Origin of the sequence: Bradyrhizobium cosmicum, from assembly GCF_007290395.2 — a bacterium.
Classification (GTDB): Bacteria; Pseudomonadota; Alphaproteobacteria; order Rhizobiales; family Xanthobacteraceae; genus Bradyrhizobium; species Bradyrhizobium cosmicum.
Genome location: NZ_CP041656.2, coordinates 505,186 through 522,288, shown reverse-complemented (window position 1 = coordinate 522,288; position 17,103 = coordinate 505,186). Strand labels below are relative to the sequence as shown.

The following is a 17,103-nucleotide window of genomic DNA, read 5'->3' as shown; positions in this document are numbered from 1 at the left end:
TCGCCTCGAAAAAGAACAATCGCTGCGGCTTTCGAGGGAAAGCGCAGTCAAGACAATTCCGGTCGGGAGGACCAGACAATGGGTGTTGAAGGCATCGGCGCGCGAGTCGTGCGCAAGGAAGACAAGCGTTTCATTACCGGCAAGGGCCGCTACGTCGACGACATCAAATTGCAAGGCATGACCCATGCCCATTTCATCAGAAGCCCGCACGCGCACGCCAAGGTGAAGAAGATCGACTCGTCCGCCGCGCTGAAGATGCCGGGCGTGGTCGCGGTGCTCACGGGCCAGCAGATCGTCGACGACAAGGTCGGCAACCTGATCTGCGGCTGGGCCATCACCTCCAAGGACGGTAGCCCAATGAAGATGGGCGCATGGCCGGCGATGGCGCCGGAAACCGTGCGTTTCGTCGGTCAGGCCGTCGCGGTCGTGATCGCCGAGAGCAAGAATTTGGCGCGCGATGCGGCCGAAGCGGTCGTCGTCGACTACGAAGAGCTCCCCGCGGTGGCCGACGTTCACGCCGCGATCAAGTCCGGCGCGCCACAGCTTCACCCTGAAGCGCCCGGCAACCAGGTCTATGACTGGGTGATCGGCGACGAAGGCGCGACGGATGCCGCCTTCGCCAAGGCCGCCAATGTCGTGAAACTCGACGTCACCAACAATCGCCTCGCGCCGAACGCGATGGAGCCGCGCGCGGCGATCGCCGATTACGACGCGGCGGAAGAGCACTTCACGCTCTACACGACCTCGCAGAACCCGCACGTCGCCCGCCTCGTGCTGTCGGCATTCTACAACATCGCCCCAGAGCACAAGCTGCGCGTGATCGCCCCCGACGTCGGCGGCGGTTTCGGCTCGAAAATCTTCATCTATCCCGAGGAGATGGTGGCGCTGTGGGCGTCGAAGAAGGTCGGTCGTCCCGTCAAATGGACCGGCGACCGCACCGAGGCCTTCCTCACCGACGCGCATGGCCGCGATCATGTCACCCATGCCGAGATGGCGTTCGACGCCAACAACAGGATCACCGGCCTGAAGGTGAAGACCTACGCCAATTTCGGCGCCTACATGTCGCTGTTCTCGTCGTCGGTCCCGACCTATCTCTACGCGACGCTGCTGTCGGGCCAGTACAACATCCCGGCAATCCATGCCGAGGTGATCGGCGTCTACACCAACACGACGCCGGTCGACGCCTATCGCGGCGCGGGCCGCCCCGAGGCGAGCTATCTGATCGAACGTCTGATGGAGACGGCGGCCCGGCAGTTGAAGGTTGACCCGGCGGCACTGCGCCGGACCAACTTCATCACCCAGTTCCCGCACCAGACCCCCGTGATCATGGCCTATGACGTCGGCGACTTTAATGCCTCGCTCGACGCCGCGATGAAGGCGATCGACTATGCCGGCTTCGCTGCCCGCAAGGCCAAGGCGAAAGCCGACGGCAAGCTGCGCGGCATCGGTCTGTCCTGCTACATCGAGGCCTGCGGCATCGCGCCGTCGAAGGCCGTCGGCAGCCTGGGCGCCGGCGTCGGCCTGTGGGAGTCGGCCGAAGTGCGCGTCAACCCGGTCGGCACCATCGAGATCCTCACGGGCTCGCACAGCCACGGCCAGGGGCACGAGACCACCTTCTGCCAGCTGGTCTCGGAACGCCTCGGCATTCCCATCAGCCAAGTCTCGATCGTCCATGGCGACACCGACAAGGTGCAGTTCGGCATGGGCACCTACGGCTCGCGCTCCGCGGCTGTCGGTCTCACCGCGATCCTGAAGGCGATGGAGAAGATGGAATCCAAGGCCAAGAAGATCGCGGCGCACGCGCTGGAGGCCTCCGAAGCCGACATCGTCATCGAGAATGGCGAGTTCAAGGTGACCGGCACCGACAAGGCGATCGCACTGCCGATGGTCGCGCTCGCGGCCTACACCGCGCACAATCTGCCTGACGGGATGGAGCCGGGCCTGAAGGAAAGCGCCTTCTACGACCCGACCAACTTCACCTTCCCGGCTGGCACGTATATCTGCGAGCTCGAGGTCGATCCCGGCACCGGCAAGACGTCCTTCGTCAACTTCGTCGCGGCCGACGATTTCGGCCGGCTGATCAACCCGATGATCGTCGAAGGCCAGGTTCATGGCGGCCTTGTGCAAGGCATCGGGCAAGCGCTGCTGGAACACGCGATCTACGACGCCAACGGCCAGCCCGTCACGGCCTCGTTCATGGATTACGCCATGCCCCGCGCCGACGATGTGCCGTCGTTCAATCTCTCCCACACCACGACGCTGTGCCCGGGCAATCCGCTCGGCATCAAGGGTTGCGGTGAGGCCGGCGCGATCGGCGCCTCTGCGGCCGTGATCAACGCGATCACGGATGCGATCGGCACGAACAATCTGGAAATGCCCGCAACCCCGGATCGGGTGTGGCGCACGATCCACGCGGCTTGAGAGGAGCAGGAAGATGTACCAGACCACTTATCATCGCGCTTCCTCTGTCGACGAAGCGGTAAGCCTGTTCGCCAAGGGCAGCGAAGCCAAGTTCCTCGCCGGCGGCCAGACGCTGCTGCCGGTGATGAAGCAGCGCCTCGCCAGCCCCTCCGACGTGATCGACCTCGGCAAGATCAAGGAGCTGCAGGGTGTCGAGCTCTCGGGCGACGTGCTGACCATCAAGGCCGGCACGACCTATTTCGACATCATGCAGAATGCCGACGTGAAGAAGGCGATCCCCGCGATCACCTATCTCACCTCGGTGCTCGGCGACCCCGCGGTGCGCTATCGCGGCACCATCGGCGGCTCGATCGCCAACAACGATCCTGCCGCGGATTATCCCGCCGCCCTGCTCGCGCTCGGCGCCACCGTGAAGACCAACAAGCGGTCGATTGCGGCGGAGGACTTCTTCCAGGGCCTGTTTACGACGGCGCTCGAAGACGGCGAGATCATCACCGCCGTGTCGTTCCCGGTTCCGGCCAAGGCGGGCTACGAGAAAATGCGGCACCCGGCCTCGCGCTTCGCATTGACCGGCGTGTTCGTCGCGCAGACGAAGTCGGGCGAGGTTCGTGTTGCCGCCACCGGCGCCTCGCAGAGCGGCGTGATGCGGGTGCCCGCGATCGAAGCGGCGCTGAAGGCGAACTGGTCACCGTCGGCGATCGATGGCGTCAGCATTTCGGCGAGCAACCTGCTGGCCGATATCCACGGCACGGCGGAATACCGCGCCAATCTCGTCAAGGTGATGGCGCAGCGCGCGGTGACCGCCGCAGGCTGACGTTTCGCCTTAGCGCCTCAACACAAATATTCCGCGGCGCGCAGCAATGCGCGCCGCTTTTATTATGCGCCCACGCATGAAAAGCGCTTGCCTCGCTGGCGTGAAGGCGAGAAAAGTTAATCAGCCAATTAACTCGCCCACAGAGGAACGTCCGAGGCGATTGCCGGATCATCGGCATTCGCCCGCGACCCGAGGAAACAACACGTGCTCGATAAACCAGCCCAGACCGCTTCCGTCCGCACCTCCGGCCCGCTCTCCGGTTTCCGCGTCGTCGAATTCGCGGGCATCGGTCCCGGCCCGTTCGCCTGTATGATGCTGGCCGACATGGGTGCCGACGTCGTCACGCTCGACCGCGTCGGCGCCAAGAAGAGCATGAAGTCGGTGGCGGGCCGCGGCCGCAAGGTGATCGAGCTCGATCTCAAGGACAAGGCGGCGATCGCGCAGGTGCTCGACCTGCTGGCGAATGCCGACGCGCTGGTCGAAGGCTTTCGCCCGGGCGTGATGGAGCGGCTCGGGCTCGGCCCCGACGTCGTGCTCGCGCGCAACCCAAAACTCGTCTACGGCCGCATGACCGGCTGGGGCCAGGAGGGCCCGCTCGCCAACGCGGCCGGCCATGACATCAACTACATCTCGATCACCGGCGCGCTCGCCGCAATCGGCACCAAGGAGGCCCCGGTGCCGCCGCTCAACCTGGTCGGCGATTTCGGCGGCGGCGCGCTCTATCTCGTCGTCGGCGTGCTCGCGGCGCTGCTCGAAGCGCAGAGGTCCGGCAAGGGCCAGGTTGTCGATGCAGCGATGTGCGACGGCGCGGCATCGCTGATGTCGTTCTTCTTCGACATGAAAACGCTTGGCCGCTGGACCGAAGGCCGCAACCGGAACTTCCTGGACGGCGGCGCTCACTTCTACGGCGTCTATGAATGCGCCTGCGGCCATTTCGTCTCGATCGGCTCGATCGAACCGCAATTCTACGCGCTGCTGCGCGAGCACGCAGGCCTCACCGACGCCGATTTCGACGCGCAGATGGACCCCAAGGCCTGGCCCGCGCTGAAGGAGAAGTTGAAGGCCGTCTTCAAGAGCAAGACGCGCGAGGACTGGTGCAAGATCATGGAAGGCACCGACATCTGCTTCGCGCCGGTCCTGACCATGTCTGAGGCGACCGAGCATCCGCACATGGTCGCCCGCAACGTCTTCGTCGAACGCCACGGCGTGAAGCAGCCCGCGCCGGCGCCAAGGTTCTCGCGCACGCCGTCGTCGGTGCGTGAGCCGGAGGGAGCCGAGATCGGCGCGGTGACGAGCGCGTGGAAGCGGTAAGGCTCCGCCGTCGCAAAACACTCCGCCGTCGTCCCGGACAAGCGCAGCGAAGCGGAGCGCTGATCCGGGATCCATAACCACAGGAAGTGGTTTGGCTGAGACTAGCCGTTCGGTACTCCTAGCGATCGCAACCGATGGATTCCGCGGTATGGGCCCCGGATCTGCGCTCACGCTTGTCCGGGGCGACAGCCGTTATGAAGCGCAGACGGGGCCAACAGCAGCGTCTACGCCGCCGTATCCACCTTCAGCACCCCGCGCCGGATCTGGTCCTCCTCGATCGACTCGAACAGGGCCTTGAAATTGCCCTCGCCAAAGCCGTCGTCGCCCTTGCGCTGGATGAACTCGAAGAAGATCGGGCCGATCGCGTTCGCCGAGAAGATCTGCAGCAGCACCTTGGTCTGGCCGCCGTCAACCACGCCTTCGCCGTCGATCAGGATGCCGTTCTTCTGCAGGCGGGTGAGATCCTCGCCATGCTTGGGCAGGCGCGCGTCGATCCGCTCGAAATAGGTCTCTGGCGGTGAGGGCATGAACGGCAAGCCGGCTGCACGCAGGCCTTCGATCGTGCCATAGATGTCGCGGCAGCCGCAGGCGATGTGCTGGATGCCTTCGCCGCGATAGATATTCAGATATTCCTCGATCTGGCCGGAATCGCCAGCGTCCTCATTGATCGGGATCCGGATCTTGCCGTCCGGGCTGGTCAGCGCACGCGAGAACAGGCCCGAGGCGCGGCCCTCGATGTCGAAGAAGCGGATCTGGCGGAAATTGAAGAGCTTTTGGTAGAAGCCCGTCCACACGTCCATGCGGCCGCGATGGACGTTGTGGGTGAGGTGATCGAGATAGAACAGGCCCGCGCCGGCCGGGCGCGGGTCGCGCGCACCCAGCCACTCGAACTCGGAATCGTAGGCCGAGCCCTTGGCGCCATAGCGATCGACGAAATAGAGCAAGCTGCCGCCGATGCCCTTGATCCCTGGCACATCGAGCGTCTTCTGCGCCGATGAAACATCGGCAGGCTCCGCGCCGAGCGAAATCGCACGGTCGTAGGCCGCCTTCGCATCGACGACGCGAAACGCCATCGACGGCGCGCAGGGGCCATGCGCGGCGACGAAATCATGGCCGTGGGTGCCGGGCTCCTCGTTGACGAGATAGTTGATGTCGCCCTGGCGATAGACGGTGATCCGCTTGCTCTTGTGGCGCGCGACGGGCGCGTAGCCCATCAGCTTGAACAGCGCATGCAGCTCTTCCGGATTAGGATGGGCGTATTCGACAAACTCGAACCCGTCGGTGCCCATCGGATTGTCGGCGGTGATCGTGGCCGGCGGTGCATCGTGCGGAAACGGACCCATGGTGTTCTCCAGATTGCTGTTGCCATGAACTATCCTTCATTGAGCGCGCAAGGAGCGTGCAAACGGGACGCGTCTTGGCTATCCTATGCACGATCTGTGCATTAAATGGACAAATGACGCATGATTTCGGTAGACGCCTTCGACCTCAAGATTCTGACCGCGCTCCAGGATGACGGCCGCCTCACCAACCAGGAGCTTGCCGACATCGCGGGCCTCTCGGCGTCGCAATGCTCGCGGCGGCGGATGCGGCTGGAGGAGGAGAAGGTGATCTCGGGCTATCACGCCGATCTCTCCAGCGAGGCGCTCGGCTTCGGCGTGATCGCCTTCATCCAGGTGGGGCTCGCGACCCACTCGCCCGACAACTCCAAGCGGTTTCGCACGCTGGTCAACCGCATCGACGAGATCCAGGAAGCCTATTCCCTGACGGGCGACGCCGACTACGTGCTGAAGGCCGTGCTGCGTGACCTCAAGGGGCTCTCCAATCTCGTCAATGACGTCTTGATGCCGCACCAGAGCGTAGCGCATGTGCGCTCGTCGATCGTGCTCGACCGGCTGAAGGAGAGCTCAAAGCTGCCGCTGAAGGATTTGAAGGCTGGCTGAAATCGAGGGAACTACGGCCTTCGCCCACCACGCCCCGTCTGCGATGATCAGGGCATCTTGCGGAGATTCGACCATGGCCCTCCAGCTTCGACCGAACTGCGAATATTGCGACCGCGACCTGCCCCCTGATGCGAAGGATGCGCGGATCTGCTCCTACGAATGCACGTTCTGCGCGGACTGCGTGGAAACCAAGCTGTCGAACGTCTGCCCGAACTGCGGTGGCGGCTTTGCGCCGCGCCCGATCAGGCCGACGCAGGAATGGCGGCCGGGCGTATGCACGACGAAACAGGTGCCGTCGGACAAGCGAGTGCATTTGAAATACAGCGTGGAGGATGTCGCGGCGCATTGCGCGCGGATACGCGATGTACCACCCGAGAGGCGGTAAACTCGCTCCACGCCGTCATCGCGAGCGCAGCGAAGCATCCAGAATCCCTCCGCTGAAAGATTCTGGATTGCTTCGTCGCCAGCGCAAAATTGCTTCGCAATTTTGTCGCCGGCTCCTCGCAATGATGGAGGTTGTGGCCGCAGCGAGGCCTACTCCGCCGGCAAAATCGTCCCCTCGACCTCGCCGAACCCGACGCGATAGCCGTTGCCCTGGCACCAGCCACGCATGACGAGGCTGTCGCCGTCTTCCAGGAACGAGCGCTTGACGCCGCCGGGGAGTTCGACCGGCTCGGTGCCGTTCCAGCTGATCTCGAGCAAGCTACCGCGTTGATCCTTCTCCGGGCCGGAGATGGTGCCGCTGCCCAGGAGATCGCCGACATTCATGGCACAGCCCGAGGAGGCGTGGTGCACCAGCTGCTGCACCGAGGACCAGTACATGTATTTGAAATTGGTGCGGCTGATGCTGATAGGAGCATTCGCGCCGCCAGGGCGCAACGAGACGTCGAGCTCGACGTTGTAATTCTGAGGTCTCGTCTGCTTGAGATAGTCGAGCGGCACCGGCTCCTGCTCCGGCCCCTTCAGGCGGAACGGCTCCAGCGCCTCGCGCGTCACCACCCACGGGCTGATCGAGGTCGCAAACGCCTTGGCGAGGAACGGGCCGAGCGGCACATATTCCCATTGCTGGATGTCGCGCGCGCTCCAGTCGTTGAGAAGCACGAAGCCGAAGATCATCTCCTCGGCCTGCTGCTCCGTCAGCATGCAGCCGATCGGCGACGACTGGCCGACCACCACGCCCATCTCCAGCTCGAAATCGAGGCGCTTGCAGGGCCCGAAACTGGGCACATCGACATTCGGCGGCTTCAGCTGCCCGCGCGGCCGCTTCACCTTGGTACCTGACACCACGACGGTGGAGGCGCGGCCGTTATAAGCGATCGGCATATGCAGCCAGTTCGGCTGCAGCGCATTGTCCTTGCCGCGGAACATCACGCCGACATTGGTGGCGTGCTCTTTCGACGAGTAGAAGTCTGTGTAGCCGGAGACGTTGAACGGCATGTGCATCGTCACGTCGGCGCGCGGGATCAGCACGTGGTCACGCAGTTGCTTGTTGTCGCGTAGCTCGGGATTGTCGTCGCGCAGCAACTCGGAAATTCGCGAACGTATCCGAGACCAGACCTGCGGCCCCTTGTGCATCAGCGCATTGAGACCGACGGCAAAGACGCCGGGATCGCCGACGCTGATCAGCCCCTCCTGCTCCAATTCCCAGAGGTCGAGCACAAAATCGCCGATGGCGACACCGAGACGTGGGCTCGTCTTCGCTGTCGAGAACACCCCATAGGGCAGGTTCTGGATCGGGAAGTCGGAGGCGGCATCGACGTCGATGAAGGAGCGGAGGCTGGGATCGTTGGGGTGAGGCATTGGTTTCCCGTGCGCACGGCGGTGACGGTGTTACCCTCCCCTGGAGGGGGAGGGTCGGCTCATATTGAGCGCAGCGAAATATGAGACGGGGTGAGGTGATCTCTCAACACGGGCAGTGCTCCATGCGGAGAGACCGTCACCCCACCCCCCTCGCTAACGCGAACGCCCCTCCCCCTCCAGGGGAGGGTAAGAAAGGCTACGGCCTATTCGGGTCGAACCGCTTCTCCAGCCCCTTCCAACAATCCGCGTAGTCCTCCTGCAACGTCGACGCATTCGCGGCATGCGCCGTGACGCGCTGCGGGTAGCGGGTCTCGAACATGAAGGCCATCGTGCCCGTCAGCTTCACCGGCTTCAGTTCGCCATTGCTGGCATGCTCGAAGGCGTCGCGGTCGGGGCCGTGCGGCAGCATGCAGTTATGCAGGCTGGCCCCACCGGGGACAAAGCCCTGCGGCTTGGCGTCGTAGACGCCGTAGATCAGGCCCATGAACTCGCTCATGATGTTCATGTGATACCACGGCGGACGGAAGGTGTTGTCGGCGACCATCCAGCGCTCCGGGAAGATCACGAAGTCGATGTTCGCGGTGCCCGCCGTCTCGGACGGCGAGGTCAGTACCGTGAAGATCGAGGGATCGGGATGGTCGAAGCCGATCGCGCCGACCGGAGAGAAGGTGCGCAGATCGTATTTGTAAGGCGCGTAGTTGCCGTGCCAGGCGACCACGTCGATCGGCGAGTGCGGCAAATTCGTCTTGAATAGCGCGCCGCCCCATTTGACGAACAGCTCGGTGGGCGTGTCCTTGTCCTCGTAGTAGGCAACCGGCGTGAGGAAGTCGCGCGCATTGGCGAGACAATTGGCGCCGATCGGCCCACGCTCCGGCAGCGTGAAGGCACCGCCATAATTCTCGCAGAGATAGCCGCGCGCAGGCCCGTTCGAAATCTCGACGCGGAATTTCACGCCGCGCGGGATCACCACGATCTCGCCGGGCTCGGCGTCGATGCGGCCGAACTCGGTTACGAGGCGGAGCTTGCCGTGCTGGAGCACGAACATCAGCTCGCCATCGGCATTGTAGAAATGCTGGTCCACCATCGACTTGGTGATGAGGTACATATGCGCCGCCATGCCCGCCTGCGTATTGACGTCACCCGCGGTCGTCATGGTCTGCACGCCCTGCAGAAAGGTCGTATCCTCCTTCGGGATCGGCGCCGGATCCCAGCGCAACTGCGCGATCGGCAAATCGTATTCATGACACGGCGCCGACCGCCACAGGCCGGCATCGGCCTTTTCGAACCGGCCGGAGTGCTTGACCGAGGGGCGGATGCGATAGAGCCAGGACCGCTCGTTGGTGCCACGCGGCGCAGTGAAGGGCGAGCCCGAGAGCTGCTCGGCATAGAGCCCGTAGGCGCAGCGCTGCGGCGAGTTGCGCCCGATCGGCAAGGCGCCCGGCAGCGCTTCGGTCTCGAAGCTGTTGCCGAAGCCGGACATGTAGCCCGGCGTGACCTGCGCCGAGCTGCGGATGATCTGATCAGGCGAGGTATTGATGTTCATTTCTATCCTCCTCCTTGCAGAGCGGCCCACATTTCCTGGTCGCGCTTGTCGGTCCAGATCACGGGATCGTCGATCCCCGACGCTTCGTCATAGGCGCGCGACACGTTGAACGGCAGGCAGTGCTCGTAGATGGCGAAGCTGTGGAACTTCGGATCCATCACTTCGCGCGTCGCCGCCATCGTCTCCTTCAGCGTCCGGCCTTTGGCGACGGAGATCTCGGCGGCGCCATAGAGCGAGGTGACGAAGTCGCGCGTCATCGCGATGGCTTCGCGCACCGTCGCGGTGCCCTTCAGCGCATCGCCGCGACCCGGCGCGATCGCCTTCGGATTGAAGTTGCGGATCTCGTTCAGCGTCATCGGCCATTCCCGCAAATGCGCATCGCCGCAATAGCAGGCCGAGTGATACTCGATGAGATCGCCGGAGAACATGACGTCGGCATCCGGCACCCAGGCGACGATGTCGCCCGAAGTGTGGCCGGCGCCAAGCTGCATCAGGCGGACTTCGCGCTTGCCCAGATAGATCGACATCTCACCTTCGAAGGTCAGCGTCGGCCAGGTCAGCCCCGGAATGCTGGCGGCATCCTGGAACAGGCGCGGGAAACGGCCATATTCGGAATCCCAATCCTGCTGGCCGCGCTCGGCGATCAGCCGACGGGTCTCCTGCGAGGCCACGATGCCTTGCGCCTTGTAGGCGGACGCTCCCAGCACGCGCACGGCGTGATAATGCGACAGCACGACATATTTGATCGGCTTGTCGGTGACAGTCTTGACGCGCTCGATCACCTTGTTGGCCATCGCCGGCGTCGACTGTGCATCGAACACGAGGCAGCCGTCGTCGCCGACGATGATCGCCGTGTTCGGATCGCCCTCGGCGGTGAAGGCGTAGAGATCGGGGCCAATCTCGGAGAAGGTGATTTTCTTCTCGGAGAGATCGCCGGTGGATGCGAAGTTCTTCGCCATCAATTCATCCTTAGGTCACGAGGTTATTGTTGTTGCTGTTGTTGCTGCTGGCCGACGATCATGCGGCGCTTTGCAAGCCCGATCGCCTCACGGAGCACGTCGAGGTCGCCGATGTGGTTGGCGAGGATCAGCACCAGGGCCGCGTCGAAATCCGCGCTCTGCTCGTCGGTGAGGCCGCGATGCGCTTCGACGATGGCGCGGAAGGCATCGTCGGGACGCGCGAAATTGGAGTTGGTGGAAAGCGGCATGCCAGTCCTCAATTCAAACCTTGGGCGCGCGACAGCGCCGCCGCGACCAGCTCGCGCGTCGGATGACGGAAGCGCGCCGCAACGTAGCCATCGGGCCGCAGCAGATAGGCTGCCCCGGCCTCGGCGTCGTAGCGCTTCGCGACGAGGCCCGAGGGGTCGGCCAGTCCGCCCGCGCCGCCGATGCGGATATCCTTGACGCCATCGGGCGTCTTGATCCCCGCGCCATTGCTGAACGACAGCAAGGTGAACTCCGTTCCGCCCTTGCTGAACGCGTCCGTCAAATAGGCGCTCTCGCCCGCAATCGGCGCATCGAGCATCGAACGTCCCGGCGACGGCCCGCCGCACCACGCATCCGCGTCGGGCGATGACAGCGGCGAGTCATAGCCGCACGGCACCGAGAGCCGGCCACCGTTGACCATTCGCTTGCCGAACTCCGTCTCCTTGGCCAGCGACAGCACGGCCTTGCGCAGCCGCGCCTCCTGGTGCGAGTTCGGCGCCATGAAATCGGTCGAACGGGTGGATTCGCGGATGTTCTCGTCGGCCGCCATGCTGCGCTCGGCATGGTAGCTCTCGAGCAGGCTCGCGGGCGACTTGCCGCGCAGCACACGATCGAGCTTCCATGACAGATTCTCTGCGTCCTCGAGACCCGAATTGGCGCCCCGCGCACCGAACGGCGAGACCTGATGCGCGGAATCGCCGGCGAAAATCACGCGGCCGTGGATGAAGCGGTCCATTCGTCGGCACTGGAACTTGTAGAGTGAGATCCACTCGAACTCGAACTTGTCGTGGCCGAGCATGCGCGCGATCCGCGGCCGTACGTTCTCGGGTTTCTTCTCAACGACCGGATCGGCATAGCGATTGAGCTGGAGGTCGATCCGCCAGACGTCGTCGGGCTGGCGGTGCAGCAGCGCCGAACGTCCCGCATGGAACGGCGGATCGAACCAGAACCAGCGCTCAGTCGGGAATTCCGCGGTCATCTTGACGTCGGCGATCAAGAACTGGTCTTCGAACACCTGGCCGGCGAACTCGGCGCCGACCATCTGCCGCAGGGAGGAGCGTGCGCCGTCGCAGGCGACGACATATTGCGCGTGCAGGCGATAGGCGCCCTCCGGCGTCTCGATCGTCAGCGCGACGGAGTCGTTGCGCTGCTCGAGCGCCGTCACCTTGTTGCGCCAGCGCAGGTCGATCGCAGGCAGATCGCCGATGCGGTCGACCAGATAGGCCTCCGCGTAATATTGCTGCAGATTGATGAACGCGGGCCGCTTGTGACCATCTTCCGGCAGCAGGTTGAACTGGTAGAGCTGGGACTCGCCGTGAAAGATTCGGCCGACGCTCCACACCACGCCCTTGTCGACCATGCGGTCGCCGACGCCGAGCCGGTCCCAATATTCCAGCGAACGTTTCGAGAAGCAGATCGCGCGCGAGCCTTCGCCGATGCGGTCGGCGTCATCCAGAAGAACGACGTGCTGGCCGCGCTGGGCAAGATCAATCGCCAGCGACAGCCCGACCGGGCCTGCGCCGACGATCACGACCGGGTGCTCCGCCGGATTTTGGCCGGCTCGGTCCTGGTCGGGATGACGGCGATAGCCGAACTGGGTTTTGGCCTGATCCGTATTGGCCGGCGCCATACACTAACCTCGGCTCTGGTCAGAAGAAGACTGATCTGCTAGATAGTCTCACGTGCAACTATTTTGGACCGGAGCCGGCCGGCCGTCAACTGGAATTCGGAGCGCTCTGCTTGGCGAGGACATCCAGCGACATCGCGCTGAAAACACGGCAGGCTCGCGAGGCATCGCCGCGAGAAAAAACCCGGCTCGATCTGTTCAAGTTCGTACCGTTCCGCCTCAACCGGCTCGCCGCGGAGGTGAGCGCCGCGCTCGCGGTCGAGTATCAGGAGCGCCACGGCCTCGATATTCCGGCCTGGCGCGTGATCGCCACGCTCGGCTTCCGCAACGACGCATGCAGTGCGCAATACATCTCGCAATGCACGCGCACGCACAAATCGACCATCAGCCGCGCGGTGACGACGCTGCTGCACGAAAAGCTGATCGAGCGGGTCGAGAACGAGGCCGACCGCCGCGAATTCCGCCTGCAACTGACGGCCAAGGGCCGCGCCCTATACGAGGAGCTGTTCCCGCAATTGCTGCGGCGGGAAGACGAGATCCTCGCCTGCCTGTCCGCGCAAGAGCGTAAGCTGCTATCGGCTTTGCTCGGCAAGATCGAGGACAGCCTCGACCTGATCCAGACAAGCGAAGAGGCCGACGCCAAGCAGGCGTATTGATCTCCGCTGTCATTCCGGGGCGCCGCAAAGCGGCGAGCCCGGAATGACGCTATCGCATCATTTCGCAAACGACCGCGACGGCGGCAGGTGCAGCGCCCAGGCGTCGACCTTGTCGCTGGCGCGTGGATAGATCTCCGTGACGATCGGATCATGGCCGGGAATGAACCGGTCAGGATGCCCCGCGAGACGTTCGATCATCTCCCAGCCCTGCGCCATGTCGCCGATATCAAGGACGATCGGGAACGGGCTGCGCCGCTGCAGATTGGCGTAGTAATGCGCGGCGTCGGACGCCAGCACCACCGGCCCGCGCGCGGTCTCGACCTTGACTACCTGCAAGCCGTCCGAATGGCCGCCGACACGGTGCACGGTGACGCCGGGCGCAACCTCGCCGTCGCCGGAATAGAAGGTGACACGCTCGCGATAGACGTGGCGCACCATCTGCGTGACGTGCTCGACCGAGAACGGATGTCGCAACAGTCCGTTGCACATGCAGCGTCCGGTCGCGTAAGCCATCTCGCGCTCCTGGAGATGGAAGCGCGCATTCGGGAAGCGGTCGAGATTGCCGGCATGATCGTAGTGCAGATGTGTCACGATAATGTCGCGAATGGCCGGCGCCGCGACGCCGAAGCGCTCCAGCGCGTCGACCGGATTGAGCGTCAGCTTGCGCGCCCGCGCGCTCGCTTCCTCGGCATTGAAGCCGGTATCGACCAGGATGTCGCGGCCGCCGCCGCGGATCAGCCAGACGAAGTAGTCGAGGTCCTGCGCTGCGCTGTCGTGCGGATCGGGCTGAAGGAAATTCATGCTGGGGGTGCGCGGCGTCATTGTCGCATAGCGCAGGGCGTAGATTTCGTAGGCGTTTCCCATGGTCTTTCTTTTTCTGAAGTTGGATCGTGCGGGATGATCGCGCGCACCAAGCCATTGTCCGCCGCAAAGGTCAAACACCGCGCATTGCGACAAGGGCAGAGCTGCAATGTGAGACCAATCACACTGGCTTCGCCATAACGGCCCTAGAACGTAGCTGCCTCAAGATTTTGGCGGCCCTCGCAAGTCCGCCGCAAGACCCAACCCCAATCGTGTCGAGCGCGAATGTGACAATCCTCTTATTATTCCCCTCGCAGCGTTCCCGAGCGTCGCGGTCAATTGTCGCGATAACGCCGAATCTCCAAGCGGTTGACGCCCCCCTTCCCCGGTTTGATAATGCACATTGCGTAAGTTAAGGTCGCCGCGGCGCAAGCTGGTAACGGCGCCTTTTTGGCTGGACCGCGCTCATTATGAAAATTCGCTTCCTTTTTCTTCTGCCCTTGCTCGTTTCGCTCGTTCCGACTGCGCCGTCGCTGGCCGCCGGCGACCGTTTTGCGCTGGTGATCGGCAATGCGAAATATCCTGATGCGGATGCCCCGCTGAAGGAACCGCTCAACGATGCGCGCGACGTCGCCGACGAGCTCAAGCGCGACGGCTTCTCCGTCGAGATCGGCGAAAACCTGACCGGCGACGGCATGCGCCGCGCCTTCGACAAGCTCTACGGCAAGATCAAGCCGGGCTCGGTGGCGCTGGTGTTCTTCAGCGGCTTCGGCATCCAGTCGGCGCGCCAGAGCTACATGCTGCCGGTCGATGCTCAGATCTGGACCGAATCCGACGTGCGCCGCGACGGCATCAGCCTCGAAACCGTGCTCGGCGAGCTCAACACCCGCGGCGCCGGCGTCAAGATCGCGCTGATCGACGCCTCCAGGCGCAACCCGTTCGAACGCCGGTTCCGCAGCTTCTCGGCCGGCCTGACCCCGGTCATCGCGCCGAATGGCACGCTGGTGATGTACTCGGCGGCGCTGGCCTCGGTGGTATCCGACGCCGGCGGCGACCACAGCCTGTTCGTCCAAGAGCTCCTGAAGGAAATCCGCGTCCCCGATCTGATGGCAGAGGAGACGCTGAACCGCACCAAGATGGGCGTCACCCGCGCGTCCCGCGGCGAGCAGGTGCCGTGGATATCCTCGTCGCTCGCCGAAGACTTCTCGTTCATTCCGGGAGCCGGCGGATCGCGCCCACCGGCGACGACACAGCCGCCTCCCCCGCCGCCGGTCATCGCCAACAACCCGCCTCCGGCTCCGCCCGCGCCGCCATCACCGCCTGCGCCGCCGAAGCCGGCCGATACGGCGGCCGCACCGGCGCCTGCCCCTCCTCCCGCACCGGCCCCGGCACCGGCGCCGAAGCCGCAGGTCGAGGCCGCCCTGCCTCCGCCGCCACCGCCACCGCCGGTGAAACCTGCCGAGACCGCCCCCGCTCCAAGCATGGATAGCGGGCCGAGCGCGGCCGCGCTGGCGGAAGACCCGACCATCAAGGGCCTGACGGCCAAGATCGCGGCCAACCCGGACGACGTGAACGCGCTATACCGGCGCGGCCAGGTCTATGCCAGCAAGGGCGCCTACAACCTCGCCATCAAGGATTTCGACGACACGCTTCGCATCAACTCGAAGGACGTCGAGGCACTCAACAACCGCTGCTGGACCCGCACTGTGATCGGGGACCTCCAGGGCGCCCTGAAGGATTGCAACGAGGCTCTGCGGCTCCGCCCGAATTTCGTCGATGCGCTGGACAGCCGGGGCCTCGTCAACCTGAAATCGGGCGCGGTCAAGAACGCCATTGCCGATTTCGACGCGGCTTTGAAGATCAACCCGCGCCTGACTTCCTCGCTGTTCGGGCGCGGAATCGCCAAGCAGCGCAACGGCTCGGCCCAGGAAGGCGCGCTCGATATCGCCAACGCCAAGGCGATGGATCCGAACATCGTTCAGGAATTCGCAAGCTACGGAGTACGCTAGTATTTTTTGAATTGAGGCGACGACGCCTCGAACCCTCGGCGGCCCTGCGCAGACTAACAATCGGATGCCGCAGGTGGCCTTTTCGGGGGCCTATTGCAGGAATTTTAGAACCGCGCAGGTCGGCTGCGCAGGGAGGGACTGGCAATGAGATCGGCTGCAAGAGGACTTACCGCAATCCTGTCCATCATGGCCATCGGCGCCGCGCTGTCGCTGCCGGCCTCCCCCGCATTCGCCGGCGACGACGGCAACAGCAAGAACGTCACCGAGGACGAGATCGTCCGCGCACTGGCGCCGCCGCCGAAGAAACCACTGACCCGCGGCCTCTCGATTGCCCCGCAGGCCGATCCCGCGCCGAGTGCATCCGAGACCAAGCTGATCCAGTCGGTGCGCGGCCGTTCGACGCGCTCGCTGTCGTCGACCGAGCGCGAGGAGATCGCCTCGGCCGCAAAGGACAAGCCGAACATCGATCTCGAAATCACCTTCGACTACAACTCGGCCAATATCAGCGCGAAGTCGCTGGCTTCGGTGCAGGCGCTCGGCCGCGCGCTGACCAGCCCCGACCTGAAGGGCTCGACCTTCGTGGTTGCCGGCCACACCGACGCCGCCGGCGGCGAGAGCTACAATCAGGACCTGTCGGAGCGCCGCGCGGATTCGATCAAGCGCTACCTCGTCGACAAGTACAGCATCTCGGCGACAGATCTGGTCACCGTCGGCTACGGCAAGAGCAAGCTGAAGGACCCGAGCCAGCCGATGGCGGAGGTCAATCGCCGCGTGCAGGTCGTCAACATGGAAAACAAGACCACCGCATCGAAGTAAGCACGACCCAATCCTACCGAAGTGACAAGTCGTGATGTGGTGTAAGGTCTTGCTACCAGAGCGCGTCCCGCAGCCTTGCGGGACGCCGCTTCATTTCAGGGAAACACTCTCAGCAGGCCTCGTGCGGATGGCCGTGAGCCAGGCCAGGACAATCCGG

At 64.2% G+C, this 17,103-nt stretch carries 15 protein-coding genes; 8 read left to right on the top strand and 7 right to left on the bottom strand.

What is annotated here, in order from left to right:
• Window positions 1–78 precede the first annotated feature (78 nt).
• The 3 genes from FNV92_RS02430 to FNV92_RS02420 all read left to right on the top strand — a co-directional run bounded on the left by FNV92_RS02430 (window position 79) and on the right by FNV92_RS02420 (window position 4,546).
• Window positions 79–2,421 (top strand): xanthine dehydrogenase family protein molybdopterin-binding subunit, encoded by a 2,343-nt coding sequence (locus FNV92_RS02430; RefSeq protein ID WP_143842383.1) that lies wholly within the window; start codon window positions 79–81, stop codon window positions 2,419–2,421.
• A 13-nt stretch (window positions 2,422–2,434) separates the two neighbouring features.
• Window positions 2,435–3,235 carry an FAD binding domain-containing protein gene (locus FNV92_RS02425; RefSeq protein ID WP_143842384.1) on the top strand — a complete coding sequence of 267 codons (801 nt, stop codon included), beginning with the start codon at window positions 2,435–2,437 and terminating at the stop codon, window positions 3,233–3,235.
• 204 nt (window positions 3,236–3,439) lie between these two features.
• Entirely contained in the window at window positions 3,440–4,546 is a 1,107-nt protein-coding gene (locus tag FNV92_RS02420) for a CaiB/BaiF CoA transferase family protein (RefSeq protein ID WP_143842385.1), read from the top strand.
• 224 nt (window positions 4,547–4,770) lie between these two features.
• Here FNV92_RS02420 and hppD read toward each other — a convergent pair whose 3' ends face one another.
• A complete protein-coding gene (gene hppD, locus FNV92_RS02415) occupies window positions 4,771–5,889 on the bottom strand; it encodes a 4-hydroxyphenylpyruvate dioxygenase (RefSeq protein WP_143842386.1) in 1,119 nt (372 codons plus the stop codon).
• Window positions 5,890–6,009: 120 nt separating this feature from the next.
• Here hppD and FNV92_RS02410 point away from each other — a divergent pair, with 120 nt between their 5' ends.
• Both FNV92_RS02410 and FNV92_RS02405 read left to right on the top strand, forming a co-directional pair.
• Window positions 6,010–6,489 (top strand): Lrp/AsnC family transcriptional regulator, encoded by a 480-nt coding sequence (locus FNV92_RS02410; RefSeq protein ID WP_014439128.1) that lies wholly within the window; start codon window positions 6,010–6,012, stop codon window positions 6,487–6,489.
• A 73-nt stretch (window positions 6,490–6,562) separates the two neighbouring features.
• Complete coding sequence (locus FNV92_RS02405; protein ID WP_143842387.1) at window positions 6,563–6,874, top strand: DUF1272 domain-containing protein; 312 nt, start codon at window positions 6,563–6,565, stop codon at window positions 6,872–6,874.
• A gap of 149 nt (window positions 6,875–7,023) precedes the next feature.
• On the opposite strand, the gene fahA is transcribed toward FNV92_RS02405, so the two are convergent.
• From fahA to FNV92_RS02380, 5 genes are all read right to left on the bottom strand, one after another.
• A complete protein-coding gene (gene fahA, locus FNV92_RS02400; protein ID WP_143842388.1) occupies window positions 7,024–8,289 on the bottom strand; it encodes a fumarylacetoacetase in 1,266 nt (421 codons plus the stop codon).
• 196 nt (window positions 8,290–8,485) lie between these two features.
• Window positions 8,486–9,832 (bottom strand): homogentisate 1,2-dioxygenase, encoded by a 1,347-nt coding sequence (gene hmgA, locus FNV92_RS02395; RefSeq protein ID WP_168213388.1) that lies wholly within the window; start codon window positions 9,830–9,832, stop codon window positions 8,486–8,488.
• 2 nt (window positions 9,833–9,834) lie between these two features.
• Window positions 9,835–10,791: an MBL fold metallo-hydrolase gene (locus tag FNV92_RS02390; protein WP_143842390.1), complete on the bottom strand. Its 957-nt coding sequence runs from the start codon at window positions 10,789–10,791 to the stop codon at window positions 9,835–9,837.
• Between the two features lie 23 nt (window positions 10,792–10,814).
• Entirely contained in the window at window positions 10,815–11,039 is a 225-nt protein-coding gene (locus FNV92_RS02385; RefSeq protein WP_143842391.1) for a DUF2783 domain-containing protein, read from the bottom strand.
• An 8-nt stretch (window positions 11,040–11,047) separates the two neighbouring features.
• On the bottom strand, window positions 11,048–12,667 hold the full coding sequence (locus tag FNV92_RS02380; RefSeq protein WP_143842392.1) for an FAD-dependent oxidoreductase: 1,620 nt from the start codon (window positions 12,665–12,667) through the stop codon (window positions 11,048–11,050).
• Window positions 12,668–12,777: 110 nt separating this feature from the next.
• Between FNV92_RS02380 and FNV92_RS02375 the strand changes: the two genes are divergently transcribed.
• On the top strand, window positions 12,778–13,320 hold the full coding sequence (locus FNV92_RS02375) for a MarR family winged helix-turn-helix transcriptional regulator (protein WP_143842393.1): 543 nt from the start codon (window positions 12,778–12,780) through the stop codon (window positions 13,318–13,320).
• Between the two features lie 57 nt (window positions 13,321–13,377).
• Here FNV92_RS02375 and FNV92_RS02370 read toward each other — a convergent pair whose 3' ends face one another.
• Complete coding sequence (locus FNV92_RS02370) at window positions 13,378–14,184, bottom strand: N-acyl homoserine lactonase family protein (RefSeq protein ID WP_143842394.1); 807 nt, start codon at window positions 14,182–14,184, stop codon at window positions 13,378–13,380.
• Between the two features lie 407 nt (window positions 14,185–14,591).
• On the opposite strand from FNV92_RS02370, the gene FNV92_RS02365 reads away from it, so the two are divergent.
• Together FNV92_RS02365 and FNV92_RS02360 are read left to right on the top strand one after the other, a co-directional pair.
• Window positions 14,592–16,130, top strand: coding sequence for a caspase family protein (locus tag FNV92_RS02365; RefSeq protein ID WP_143842395.1), 1,539 nt, complete (start codon window positions 14,592–14,594; stop codon window positions 16,128–16,130).
• Window positions 16,131–16,274: 144 nt separating this feature from the next.
• On the top strand, window positions 16,275–16,946 hold the full coding sequence (locus FNV92_RS02360; protein ID WP_143842396.1) for an OmpA family protein: 672 nt from the start codon (window positions 16,275–16,277) through the stop codon (window positions 16,944–16,946).
• Window positions 16,947–17,103: the final 157 nt, after the last annotated feature.

Bases quoted from the DNA above. Each gene is read 5' to 3' on its own strand.
- FNV92_RS02430 (WP_143842383.1), top strand. From the start codon at position 79: ATGGGTGTTGAAGGCATCGGCGCGCGAGTCGTGCGCAAGGAAGACAAG.
- FNV92_RS02425 (WP_143842384.1), top strand. From the start codon at position 2,435: ATGTACCAGACCACTTATCATCGCGCTTCCTCTGTCGACGAAGCGGTA.
- hppD (WP_143842386.1), bottom strand. From the start codon at position 5,889: ATGGGTCCGTTTCCGCACGATGCACCGCCGGCCACGATCACCGCCGAC.
- FNV92_RS02410 (WP_014439128.1), top strand. From the start codon at position 6,010: ATGATTTCGGTAGACGCCTTCGACCTCAAGATTCTGACCGCGCTCCAG.
- FNV92_RS02405 (WP_143842387.1), top strand. From the start codon at position 6,563: ATGGCCCTCCAGCTTCGACCGAACTGCGAATATTGCGACCGCGACCTG.
- fahA (WP_143842388.1), bottom strand. From the start codon at position 8,289: ATGCCTCACCCCAACGATCCCAGCCTCCGCTCCTTCATCGACGTCGAT.
- hmgA (WP_168213388.1), bottom strand. From the start codon at position 9,832: ATGAACATCAATACCTCGCCTGATCAGATCATCCGCAGCTCGGCGCAG.
- FNV92_RS02390 (WP_143842390.1), bottom strand. From the start codon at position 10,791: ATGGCGAAGAACTTCGCATCCACCGGCGATCTCTCCGAGAAGAAAATC.
- FNV92_RS02385 (WP_143842391.1), bottom strand. From the start codon at position 11,039: ATGCCGCTTTCCACCAACTCCAATTTCGCGCGTCCCGACGATGCCTTC.
- FNV92_RS02380 (WP_143842392.1), bottom strand. From the start codon at position 12,667: ATGGCGCCGGCCAATACGGATCAGGCCAAAACCCAGTTCGGCTATCGC.
- FNV92_RS02370 (WP_143842394.1), bottom strand. From the start codon at position 14,184: ATGGGAAACGCCTACGAAATCTACGCCCTGCGCTATGCGACAATGACG.
- FNV92_RS02365 (WP_143842395.1), top strand. From the start codon at position 14,592: ATGAAAATTCGCTTCCTTTTTCTTCTGCCCTTGCTCGTTTCGCTCGTT.
- FNV92_RS02360 (WP_143842396.1), top strand. From the start codon at position 16,275: ATGAGATCGGCTGCAAGAGGACTTACCGCAATCCTGTCCATCATGGCC.